At 64.1% G+C, this 11,433-nt stretch carries 9 protein-coding genes; 1 reads left to right on the forward strand and 8 read right to left on the reverse strand.

What is annotated here, in order from left to right; genetic code table 11:
* The 3 genes from CG471_RS26610 to CG471_RS26620 form a co-directional block, all read right to left on the reverse strand.
* Positions 1 to 660: sugar MFS transporter (locus CG471_RS26610; protein WP_143560284.1), on the reverse strand; the 660-nt coding region annotated here is incomplete at its 3' end.
* Positions 661 to 728: 68 nt separating this feature from the next.
* A complete protein-coding gene (locus tag CG471_RS26615; protein ID WP_099234314.1) occupies positions 729 to 1,793 on the reverse strand; it encodes a sugar phosphate isomerase/epimerase in 1,065 nt (354 codons plus the stop codon).
* Positions 1,790 to 2,158, reverse strand: a complete 369-nt coding sequence (locus CG471_RS26620; RefSeq protein WP_026109143.1) for a cytochrome c family protein — start codon at positions 2,156 to 2,158, stop codon at positions 1,790 to 1,792. Before CG471_RS26620 ends, CG471_RS26615 begins: the two co-directional genes overlap by 4 nt.
* A gap of 126 nt (positions 2,159 to 2,284) precedes the next feature.
* Here CG471_RS26620 and CG471_RS26625 point away from each other — a divergent pair, with 126 nt between their 5' ends.
* The gene (locus CG471_RS26625; protein ID WP_029547508.1) at positions 2,285 to 3,421 is read left to right on the forward strand and encodes a Gfo/Idh/MocA family protein; all 1,137 of its coding nucleotides are present in this window, start codon (positions 2,285 to 2,287) and stop codon (positions 3,419 to 3,421) included.
* A 45-nt stretch (positions 3,422 to 3,466) separates the two neighbouring features.
* On the opposite strand, the gene CG471_RS26630 is transcribed toward CG471_RS26625, so the two are convergent.
* From CG471_RS26630 to CG471_RS26650, 5 genes are all read right to left on the reverse strand, one after another.
* Positions 3,467 to 4,612 carry a glycoside hydrolase family 43 protein gene (locus CG471_RS26630; RefSeq protein WP_099234315.1) on the reverse strand — a complete coding sequence of 382 codons (1,146 nt, stop codon included), beginning with the start codon at positions 4,610 to 4,612 and terminating at the stop codon, positions 3,467 to 3,469.
* A 77-nt stretch (positions 4,613 to 4,689) separates the two neighbouring features.
* Positions 4,690 to 5,703 (reverse strand): cupin-like domain-containing protein, encoded by a 1,014-nt coding sequence (locus CG471_RS26635; RefSeq protein ID WP_099234316.1) that lies wholly within the window; start codon positions 5,701 to 5,703, stop codon positions 4,690 to 4,692.
* Entirely contained in the window at positions 5,700 to 6,410 is a 711-nt protein-coding gene (locus tag CG471_RS26640) for a SapC family protein (RefSeq protein WP_099234317.1), read from the reverse strand. Before CG471_RS26640 ends, CG471_RS26635 begins: the two co-directional genes overlap by 4 nt.
* Positions 6,411 to 6,561: 151 nt before the next feature.
* A complete protein-coding gene (locus CG471_RS26645) occupies positions 6,562 to 9,600 on the reverse strand; it encodes a TonB-dependent receptor (protein WP_099234318.1) in 3,039 nt (1,012 codons plus the stop codon).
* Between the two features lie 282 nt (positions 9,601 to 9,882).
* On the reverse strand, positions 9,883 to 11,394 hold the full coding sequence (locus CG471_RS26650) for a tryptophan halogenase family protein (RefSeq protein WP_099234319.1): 1,512 nt from the start codon (positions 11,392 to 11,394) through the stop codon (positions 9,883 to 9,885).
* Between the last annotated feature and the right edge of the window lie 39 nt (positions 11,395 to 11,433).

Below are 11,433 nucleotides of genomic sequence, written 5' to 3' on the forward strand. Positions count from 1 at the left end.
GCTGGGGCGGCGGACCACCTCCAGCATCATGTCCTTCATCGCCCGGCTGCCGGCGGTGGCGGGCGGCGCGGGGGAGCGGGTGGTGGAGGCGATCAATACGACGCCGATGGCGGGGATATAGGCCAGCGCCATGATCGCCTGCCAGGGCAGCGCCGAGGCGAGGAAGACGCCGGCAAGGCCGCCGACGATCAGTCCGCCGGGATACCAGGCGTGCAGCACGTTGAGGCGATGGGTCGTATCCTCGGGATAGAGGCGGGCGGTCAGCGGATTGATCGAGGCTTCGGCAAAGCCCCAGCCGATGCCCGACAGCAGCATGCCCAGCCATACGAGCTGATAGACGGTCATGCCGGTTGCCATGCTGCCCGCACCCACGATCAGCGTCGTGCCGATCAGGAAGGCGATGCCGCAGCCGATCAGCACGCGGCGGATGCCAATCGTGTCGAGAAAGGCGCTGACGACGAAGACGGTGATGGAAAAGCCCAGGAAGGCCGATCCCAGCGCCGCGCCGATCATCTCGCCGGCCGCGATCGGGGCGATCGGGTCGATCCATTCCGCCTTCAGGCTGCTCGCCACCGCCGCGCGGAGCGATGCGCTCATCGAGGCGGTGAACAGCGCCAGGACGCTCAGCCAGAAAAGTCTGTGCCGGTTAATCGCCGTCATGTCGGCTCCTCTCCCTTTGGTCCCGCCGGCCTTCCGGTCGGGACATGTGTCGGTCGTCGGTTGCGGCGTCAGCTGAGCCCCAGCCAGCGCCGGTTGTTGGCGGGATCACCGCCCCCTGCGAAATCGTCGAAGGCCCGTTCGGGCCGGCGGATCATGTGCGCCTCGATGAAGGGGGCGCCTTCGCGCGCGCCATCCTCGGGATGCTTCAGGCAGCATTCCCATTCCAGCACGGCCCAACCGTCATAGCCATATTGGGTCAGGCGCGAGAATATGCCGGTGAAGTCGACCTGGCCATCGCCCAGCGAGCGGAAGCGGCCAGGCCGGTCGATCCAGTCGGCATAGCCGCCATAGACGCCCGCGCGACCGGTCGGGTTGAACTCCGCATCCTTGACGTGGAACATCCTGATGCGGTCATGATAGATGTCGATGAACTGCAGATAGTCCATCGCCTGCAGCACGAAATGGCTGGGATCATAGAGGATATTGGCGCGCTTGTGGCCGCCGACCGCATCCAGGAACCGCTCGAAGGTCAGGCCATCGTGCAGATCCTCGCCCGGATGCAGTTCGTAGCAGAGGTCGATCCCCTGTTCGTCGAACGCGTCCAGGATCGGGCGCCAGCGCTTCCCCAGTTCGGCGAACGCCTCCTCCACCAGACCGGCCGGCCGCTGCGGCCAGGGATAGACGAAGGGCCAGGCCAGCGCACCGGAGAAGGTCGCATGCGCCTTCAGACCCAGTCGCCGGCTGGCCACGGCCGCCAGCTTCAGTTGCTCGACCGCCCAGGCCTGCCGCTCGGCCGGCTTGCCGTGCAGCTCGGCCGGCGCAAACGCATCGAATGCCGCGTCATAGGCCGGATGAACCGCAACCAGCTGGCCCTGCAAATGGGTCGACAGCTCCGAAATCTCGACCCCGGCCTCGCGGCAGCGGCCGATCAAGTCATCGCAATAATCCTGGCTTTCCGCCGCCAGCTTGAGGTCCATGCAGCGCGGATCGTTGCTGGGCACCTGAATGCCCTTGTAGCCCGCCTGCGCCATCCAGCGCGCGGCATTGTCCAGATTGTCGAACGGGGCGGCGTCGCCCATGAACTGCGCCAGGAAGATGGCCGGGCCGCGCATCGCGCCCTTCGCCGCCGTCATTTCACGCTCTTGAGATAGGTGATGATCGCGGCGCGCTTGGCCGGATCGGGCGTGGAGATGGGCATGCGGCTGCCGGGCACCTTCTTGGTCGGCGCGGCGAGATATTCGTCCAGCGCCTTCTCGTCCCATTTCAGCTTCGACGCCTTGAGCGCGGGGGAATAGTTGAAGCCGGCCAGGGTGCCGGCGGTGCGGCCGACGACGCCGACCAGATTGGGGCCAAGGCCGCTCTTGCCGCCGGGCTGCACGCTGTGACAGGCGCGGCAGGCGTTGAAGGCCGGCGGCGCCGCTGGTGCGGTCTGCGCCTGGCTCGACATGGCGGGGATCATCACTGCGCCCGTTGCGAGCGCTACCAGGCCGAAGCCCATTACCCTGTGCACCCTCGACTCTCCGTCTTGTCTATTGGTGTTATTTACCGGTAAACTGTTCCAATATGATCGGAAGATCAAGAGGCAGAATGAACGGTCTGTCGACTAATTACGAAGGAGAAGAGGATGGCGGGAAAAGCGTTGCGTCTGGGCATGGTCGGCGGTGGCGAAGGCGCCTTTATCGGGGCGATCCACCGCGCTGCGGCGGCACTGGATGGTGATTGGCGACTGGTGGCCGGCGCCTTCAGCGGCGACACGGATCGCAACCGGCGTTCGGGCGAGGCGCTGGGAATCGACCCGGCGCGCACCTATGATTCGCTCGACGCGCTGCTGGCGGGCGAACAGGCGCTGCCGGCGGACGAGCGGATCGACGCCCTGTCGATCGTGACGCCCAATCATCTCCACGCGCCGATGGCGATTGCCGCGCTCGACGCGGGTTTCCATGTCTTCTGCGAAAAGCCGATGGCGCTCGATCTGGCCGAGGCGCGCCAGATTGCCGCTGCCGCCGAACGCTCGGGCCGGCATTTCGGCCTCGCCTTCACCTATAGCGGCTATCCGCTGGTGGAAGAGGCGCGGGCGCGCGTCGCGCGTGGTGACTTCGGCAAGATCAGGCTGGTGCAGGTCGAATATTCGCAAGGCTGGCTCAGCCAGGCGATCGACCGTGATGGCAACAAGCAGGCCGAATGGCGCACCGATCCGGCCCGTGCCGGCCTGGGCGGCTGTCTGGGTGACATCGGCACCCATGCCTTTCATCTGGCCGAACATGTTTCGGGCCTGCGGGTCAGCGAAATCTGCGCCGACCTCAGCATCCATGTCGAGGGGCGCCGGCTCGACGACGACGTCAATGTGCTGCTGCGCCTCGACAATGGTGCGCGCGGCATCCTGAAGGCCACGCAGGTCGCGGCCGGCGACGAAAACGGCCTGAAGCTGCGCATCCATGGCGAACATGGCGGGCTGGAATGGGCGCAGATGGAGCCCAATACGCTGACCCTGCGCTGGCTGGATCGGCCCGCCGAAGTGCTGCGCGCGGCCGGACCGGGCCTGCTGCCCTCCACCCTGCCGCTGCTGCGCACGCCCAGCGGCCATCCCGAAGGCTATATCGAGGCGTTCGCCAATCTCTACCGCGCCTTCGCCACGCGCATCCGGGGCGGCGAAGCCTGGTTCCCGTCGGTCGGCGACGGCCTGCAAACCATGGGCTTTGTCGAAACCGTCATCGCCAATGCGGCGGGCGACGCCAAATGGACCGCGCTGCCCGGCGCATGACATGAAAGGGGAAGCGCGACATGATCGCCGCGCTTCCCCTCGTCCTCAGTGCGCCGCGCCCTTCTTGGGCAACAGCGGATTGATCGTCTGGATGCTGCCATCGGCATTGTAGCGCAGTTCCGTCACCTTGACGTTGCGCAGGCGGGTCTGCCCCGACAACTGGCTGTCGGCATAGAAGAGCCAGGACTTGCCGCCCCATTCGACGATCGAATGATGGGTGGTCCAGCCTTCGACCGGCTCCAGGATGCGGCCCTTGTAGGTGAAGGGACCATAGGGAGAATCGCCGACGGCATAGACCAGATAATGGGTGTCGCCGGTCGAATAGCTGAAATAATATTTGCCATCATGCTTGTGCATCCATGACGCCTCGAAGAAGCGGCGATCATGGTCGCCGCCCAGCAGCGGCTTGCCCTTGTCGTCCAGGATCTGGATCTCGCGCGGGGTTTCGGCAAATTCCAGCATGTCGCCGTTCAGCCTGGCGACGCGCGGCGCAATCGCCGGCTTGTCATCCTGTTTCAGGTCGGTCTTCGACCCGTCCGGATCATATTTCCCGCCGATATTGCGCTGCAACTGGCCGCCCCAGATGCCGCCGAAATAGATATAGCTCTGCCCGTCGGCGTCGGTGAAGACGGCCGGATCGATCGAATAGCTGCCCTTGATCGGCTGCGGCTGCGCCTTGAACGGCCCCATCGGATCCTTGGACGTTGCAACGCCGATGCGGAAGGCGCCTTCCTTGTCCTTGGCCGGGAAGTAGAGATAATAGGTGCCATTCTTGTAGGCCGCGTCGGGCGCCCACATCTGCTTGTCGGCCCAGGGCACATCCTTCACGTCCAGCGCCACCGGCCCGACCGTCACCGGTCCGCCGATCTTGTCCATCGACAGGACATGATAGTCCCGCATCTCGAAATGGCTGCCCAGATCATCCTCGGGCGTCGGCCCGTCAATGTCGTGGCTGGGATAGACATAGATCTTGCCGTTCCACACATGGGCGGACGGATCGGCGGTATAGATGTCGCTGACCAGCGGTTGGGACAGATATTCGGACGCGTCGCGCTTGCCGCTCGCGGCATTGCCGGCCGGCTGCTCGGTCTTCTGATCGCCCTTCTGTTCCGGTGCCTGCTGGCAGGCGGCGAGCGCCAGTCCCAGGGCCAGCGGCCATGCGTGCAGGCACATTCCGCGCTTGATCGTCATATCATCCTCTCCTTGCGATTTGCGCAATTGATAGCGTTATCATAAAACGCGTGCAACGCTCGATTGGCGCCGCCCTTTCAGCGATTGAGGCGCTGCATCACCATCGCCCGCAGGCGTCGCGCCTCCAGCGGCGTCAGCGGCGCCAACGGCCCCTGGGCATGATCGGGCAGATGGTCGCGCGCATCTTGCGCCGGTCCGAACAGATAATGGTCGAACAGCGCGCGCCAAGCCATGCGCTCGGGCTCCGGCCGCTCGCGGATGCTGAGCAGCCCGTGCAGCAGCGTCGCCATCGGCGTGTCGATGAAGTCGGGGACGGCGTCCCACCAATAGTTCATCATGATGTTGAAGCCGTCGCGCGCCTCGACCTGATGCCACCAGAGCGCCGGGTAGAAGAGTGCGTCGCCAGGCTCCAGTTCGGCCACCTCGCCGGCCGCCAGTGCCTGCGCAAAACGGGGGTAGCGCGCCAGGTCGGGCGCGGCCGGATCGACCATGCTGACCACCTGGCCGCCGGGGGTCGGCGACAGCGGACCGGGATAGAGATTACCCACCTGATCGGGCGGAAACAAAGTGAAGCGCCGCCGCCCGACCAGGCAGCAGGCCAGATTGTGCGAGCTGTCATAATGGGTCGCGGCGACCGTGCGATTGCCGATCCACAGGCTGACGGTCGGCACCGCCGCACCGAACAGGCCGGGCAGGTCATGGTCGGTGCGCAGGCCGGGGAAATAGCGGTCGACATCGGTCGACCCGATATAGATGGCCGGGCCCTCGCCACTGGCGTCCGCCCGGATCCTATCGAGATAATCGGGCAGGGGCGCCTGTCCGCGATCGAAATTGAAGCCGGTCAGTTCATCATTGTAGAAGAAGCGGCCCCCGGCTTCCCGCGCCCCGACATAGCCGGTGACCGGCGCGCCGCCATAATCGGCGAGCAATCGGTCCATCGCCGCCTGCGCCGATAGCCGCCCGGCAGCGACCAGCGGCCAGCCATCGACCAGCCCGCCGATCACGACCGGCCTCTGCGCCGCCATCAGATCGTCGAGCCAGCCAGGCGTCAGGTCGCTGGCGGCAATCCGCCGGGTCTGGCGCAGCGTCACGCCGCCTGCCGCGCCCGCTTGCGCACGATCAGATCCTCGATATTGGCGAGCGAGGAGCGGATCGCATAGGCCAGTTGCAACAGGCCCGCCTGATGCAGCGCCTGCAGCGTCGGACCAGCCAGCGCCTCCAGCCGATCGGCATCGATGGTGAAGCGCCCGGCAATGTCATAGCGCTGCGCGTCGTCGATCGCGACGTCCAGCGCAATCGGTGCCAGCAGCCCGGCCTGTTCGAACGCGGCGAACATCGGCGCGCTCAGGCCATGGCCTTCATGAATGGTGCGCAGCGCATCGGCGACATGGTCCAGATAGGGCGCGTTGCCGCCATGGGGCAGGAACAACGCTTCGCCCGCCGCGCCGACGCGCGGATCGTCCAGGTCGACATGGATCACCGGATGATCTTCGCCGTCGCGCTGCTGCATGCCGATCAGGAAAGGGCCGCGCCGATGGACGGCGGGCACATAGCGTGCGGTCCAGCCCCCGGCGTCGAGAAACAGATTTTCGTCGCGATCGAACCCCAGCAGCGCAGTGAGCTGCCAGATGCCCTGAGCATCGCGCTGGATCAGGATCGGATATTCCCGCTGGATCGCGTCGATCTCGGTCGGGAAGATCAGGGTCTGGTTGACGGCATCCCCGAAGGCGGCGCCATTGCCCGGTGCGACCCGAAGCGCGGCATGGGTGATGGGATCGAGTATCATCGTGCTGGTCATGGAATATCCGGCGTGCCGCATGAACGGGCGGCCATAGTAGGGCGTCGGCGGCGCAGGAAAAGCCCTTTGCGTGGCCCGCCCCGATGCTGTCCGCCCGACGCAATCGTGAAAGTCGGGGCCGCCCGGCAGGACGGCCCCGGCTCCCCCCCCCTTAGAAGCGGAAGCGACCACCCAGCAGGAAGCGACGGTCCAGTTCCTGCGCATACCACAGGTTGCTCTTGTCGCGGCCATAGGTGCGGATGTCGCTCTCGGTCAGGTTGATCGCCTCGAACGAGACGGCAAACTGTTCCGACACATCCCAGCTGATGTTGAGATCGAGCTGGCCGAACGGGCGCACGAACACCGGGTTGCGATCGCCGCCGCCACGGTTGGCCGACTGCAGGAACTTGTCACGCCAGTTATAGGCGAGACGGGCCGACAGGCCGTTCTTGTCATAGATCAGCGTGGCGTTGGCGGTATCCGACAGGCCGACCAGTGCGAACTGGTCCTCGCTCGGATCGGCGCCGACATCGATGCCCACGTCACCCCGGACCAGCGTATAGGCCGCCGACACACCGAAACCGGTATTGCCGAAGAAATGCTGGGCCGCGAGTTCGAAGCCCCAGATCTTGCCCTGCCGGTTGTTGATCGGCTGCGTGACCTCGAAATCGTAGAGCGGGTCATTGGCGTCGGCGACCAAATCCACTCGGCGCAAAACCTGATCTGCAAAATCCTGGTCCAGCGCACCATTGACGACATTCGCCTGGAACTGTTGCGACGCCGCCTGGATATTGCCGCCGGCCTCCTGCAACAATGCCGTCATGGTGAACAGATTGACGTCGGTCGGATCGTAGCGAAGCCGCTGCAACTCCGCCAAGGCGGTGCCGGAACGCGATCCCGCCGCACCCGAACTGACGTCGCGCAGCCCGAACAGGTTGCGGGTCGTCTGACCGGTGCCGACGAAATTCTGCACCCGCTTTTCGAACACGCCCGCCGAGATGTAGCTCGACGGCTTGTAATACCATTCGAACGACAGATCGAGATTGTCGGAAATCAGCGGCGCCAGACGGGCGTTGCCAGTCGACCCACTGGCGACGCCGCCGAGCGCGATCGGACGCGGCGGCGTGCCGACCGACGTGGCGACGAACAGATTGCCATAATCGGGCCGGGCGATGGTCTTGCTGAACGAGAAGCGACCGATGAAATTCTTCGCCAGCTCGATCTGGAAATCCATCGCGGGCAGGAAATTGTTGTAGCTGCCGCTGTCGGAGATGGGCTCCACCTGGTCAGAGACAGACACGACGAAGTCATTGTCTGCCGTCCAGGTGATACCATTGGGTATGGCGATCAGCGACGTCGACTTGACCTTCGTGCGCTCATAGCGAGCGCCCACAACCAGTGTAGCGTTGTGGCCGGCCAGTTCGCCCTTCCAGGTCAACTGGCCATAAGCAGACCAGATGTCTTCTTTGACGCGATTATCTTCCCGGTTGGTGATGCCCACCGCGTTCCCACGCGCCGCATAGTAGGGCGACAGCGCATTATACAGGTCGACAGCATTGCCCTGGAACGCGACCAGTGTCGCCCCCTGCCCCTTGGCATCGAAATTGTCGAATTTGCAGACGAGGCAATAGGTCTGCAGGACGCCGGGCGCCTGGCTTTCAATGTCGCCGACATTACCGATGCCCCAGTCACCCAGAGTCTGCTGCGTCTGGGTGCGGGCCTGTCGCATCTTGGACGTGCGATAATTGCCGCCGACGTCGAACCGGCTGCCCAGATCATCCAGTTCCCAGCCGAGATCGGCCCGGATTTCGTTGAGCCGCTGGCGTTGTGAAGAAGAGACCGTGCGCCCCATCTGCGATCCGAGGTCACCAAGATCGAGCAGGCCGTTCCCATTGGGTCCACGGCCCGGCACCGCATCATTGATGACAATCGACTGGACGGGAATGACGCCGCTGAAATCCGCCGACTGCGACGCAACGACGGGCGCGCCCAGGCCGACCAGCGTCGAACTGACGCCATTGGGATTGTTCGGGGAGCTTTGCGCCAGACCGGTATGACCGTCGATCGACAGGGTGACGCGGTCGTTAATCTCCCACTTCGCGTTCAGGCCATAATCCTGCAGCCGATTGCGTACCCCGCGATATGCCTGCTCGAAGGCTGCGTCCTTAACACCCGCAATATTTTCCTGCAGAAATGTGGTGGTCGCAATGACGGGATTGCCGTCGAACTCCACCTGCGCGAAGGGACGGTTGAACCAGTTGCCCTGGCTCGCACGCTGTTCACTCTGCTTGTTCTGCGCAAACAAGGCATCGGCGGTGAAGGTCAGCGTCTCGGTCGGGCGGAATTGCACGACGGCCGATCCGTTGATGCGCTCGCGCGAGCCCTGCGAATAAAAATAGCTGCTGTCATTAGGCACCGACACCAAAGTGTTCGGGTCGGTCGGCGCGTTGCTGATCTGTGTATTGGCGTTGACGAAGCCGTTGGCCGGATCGGCAAACTGGCTGTAGCGGCGGATGTTCCAGCCGTTGACGGTCGCGCCGCGGGTCGAGAAATTGCGCTTCTGGTAGCTGCCGAAGATCGACACGCCGAACACTTCATTCTCGTCCCGCCAGCTCAGCAGGCCCGATGCTTCCGGCGTGATCTTGGCCGGGTCGCTCAGGCTCTTCTCGACGCTGGTGTCATAGAGCGCCTTGACGCCGATCGTGCCGCTGAAGCCCGCCTCACGCGCGTCGAGCGGCTTGCGGGTGACGACGTTGATCGACGCGCCGATGCCGCCCGACGGGATCGCCGCGCGACCGGTCTTGTAGACTTCCAGCGTACTGACGCCTTCCGACGCCAGATTGCCGAAGTCGAAGGAGCGGCTGGTGCCCGACGAATAGTCGGCGTTGGAGTCGCCGCCGACGGTGGTGACATTGGCCGATGGCAGCGCGCGCCCGTTCAGCGTCACCAGGTTGAAGCCGCCGCCAAAGCCGCGGACCGTGACCTGAGACCCTTCGCCATTGACGCGGTCGATCGACACGCCGGTGATACGCTGCAGCGATTCCGCCAGGTTGGTGTCGGGGAACTTGCCGATATCTTCGGCCGAAATGGCATCGACCACGCCGCTCGAATTGCGCTTGATGTCGATCGCGCGATCAAGGCTGGCGCGCACGCCGGTGACGATGATGTCGGCTTCGGCATTCTGGACGGCGGCGTCCTGCGCCTGCGCCATTGTTGGTGTAACGCTATACGTTAGCGCTATCAGAGACGCGCAACGCATGAATCTGGAATATGGTAAACCCATTTCAGAATCCTCCCTTTTTTAACAGCTCGCCCACATCGAGCCTTATTGGACGTTCATGCTAGCCTAATGGCCAGCGTTGTCAATTATGATGCTATGATCGGTTAAAGTCCCTAAGGGTTTGATTTACAGATTTATATTTGACTGAAAATAATGGTTTTTTATGTTTTATTGTGCATTGCAAAAAATATTCTACCGATGCGCATTTTTTGACTAGACCAATTCTGCGGGACAATAGCGGCGCAGGAATTCGCGATGGCTGGGCATCTCCGCCACGACCCCGGCAATGTCCTTGCGCATCCGCGCCAGCTCCTCGCGCAGCTGCGGTTCGGGCATCATCGCCGCGACATGATGATAGCCGCGCGGGTGCATGCCCTGTCCCAGCAGCACCGATGACCAGCTGTCGACCCGGAACAGTTCATGCCCCAATTGATAGGCGCGGCCATTTTCCTGCCACAGCGCCAGCCTTTCCTTCAGGCTGTCGGGTATCTCCATCGTCCGGCAATGATCCCAGAAGGGGGAGTCGTCGCGCTGGGTCACACGATAGTGAAGGATGATGAAGTCGCGGATATTCTCGAACTCCAGCCGTGACTTGCGGTTGAAATGGTCGAGCAGCGCGTCGTCGAACCCGTGGAAGGGGAAATCCTCGATCAGCCGCGTCACCGCCGCCATCATCAGATGGATGCTGGTCGATTCGAGCGGCTCGATGAAGCCGCCGGCCAGCCCCAGGCCAACGCAGTTCTTGTGCCAGGCCCTGGTCCGCGTGCCGGTCTTGAACCGCACCAGCCAAGGATCGACGATCGGTTCTCCCTCGATTTCCGCCAGCAGCCGGGCATGCGCCTCGTCGTCGGACATGAAATCGCTGGCGAAGACGAAGCCGTTGCCGTCGCGATGCTGCAGCGGGATGCGCCAGCGCCAGCCCGCCTCATGCGCGATCGCCGAAGTATAGGGCTGCGCCGGACCGTCGGAGGTGGACTGGACCGCGACCGCGCGGTCGGTACGGATCCACTGGCCCCAATCCTCGAAGCCGACGCCCAGCGCCTCGCCCAGCAACAGCGATCGAAAGCCGGTGCAGTCGATGAACAGGTCGCCCTCGATCCGCGTGCCCGATTCCAGCACCAGCGCCGCGATATGGCCGCTCTCTGGCACCAGTTCGACATGGCGGATCTTGCCTTCGACCCGCTTCACCCCCGCCGGCTCGGCCAGGCTGCGCAGGAAGCGGGCATAGCGCGCGGCGTCGATATGATAGGCATAGCTGGGCGCGACCGAGCTGCTGAGCGACATGCGATTGGCCTCGCCCGCCACCCATTCCAGGCAATATTCGCCCAGCTCGCCGCCAAAGCCCTGCGCCCTGGCATGCAGCCAGAAATGGTGGAAATCGGCCATCCAGCTCCATTGCAGCCCGATCGTGCCGAACGGGTGGATATAGCGGTCGCCGACCCGCCCCCAATTCTTGAACTCGATGCCCAGCTTCACCGTCGCCTGCGCCTCGGCCATGAAGCGGTCTTCGCGGATCTTCATCAACTGGTGGAAGCCGCGGAAGGTCGGCACGGTGGATTCGCCCACGCCGATGGTGCCGATCGCGTCGGACTCGATCAGCGTGATGTCGATCAGCGGCCCCAGATGACGCACCAGCGCGGTCGCCGTCACCCACCCGGCCGTGCCCCCGCCGGCGACGACAACCCGCTTCACCACCCGGTCGGACGTCGGAAAATCTGCATGCATGTCGGTCATTCCAGCGGAAGGGAAAACAGGATGGGGCAC

Origin of the sequence: Sphingobium sp. IP1 (assembly GCF_002708645.1) — a bacterium.
In the GTDB taxonomy this organism is placed as follows: Bacteria; Pseudomonadota; Alphaproteobacteria; order Sphingomonadales; family Sphingomonadaceae; genus Sphingobium; species Sphingobium yanoikuyae.

What these genes read in the sequence shown, in the direction of transcription:
- CG471_RS26615 (WP_099234314.1), bottom strand. Translation starts at nt 1,793, where the DNA reads ATGACGGCGGCGAAGGGCGCGATGCGCGGCCCGGCCATCTTCCTGGCG.
- CG471_RS26620 (WP_026109143.1), bottom strand. Translation starts at nt 2,158, where the DNA reads ATGGGCTTCGGCCTGGTAGCGCTCGCAACGGGCGCAGTGATGATCCCC.
- CG471_RS26625 (WP_029547508.1), top strand. Translation starts at nt 2,285, where the DNA reads ATGGCGGGAAAAGCGTTGCGTCTGGGCATGGTCGGCGGTGGCGAAGGC.
- CG471_RS26630 (WP_099234315.1), bottom strand. Translation starts at nt 4,612, where the DNA reads ATGACGATCAAGCGCGGAATGTGCCTGCACGCATGGCCGCTGGCCCTG.
- CG471_RS26640 (WP_099234317.1), bottom strand. Translation starts at nt 6,410, where the DNA reads ATGACCAGCACGATGATACTCGATCCCATCACCCATGCCGCGCTTCGG.
- CG471_RS26645 (WP_099234318.1), bottom strand. Translation starts at nt 9,600, where the DNA reads ATGGCGCAGGCGCAGGACGCCGCCGTCCAGAATGCCGAAGCCGACATC.
- CG471_RS26650 (WP_099234319.1), bottom strand. Translation starts at nt 11,394, where the DNA reads ATGCATGCAGATTTTCCGACGTCCGACCGGGTGGTGAAGCGGGTTGTC.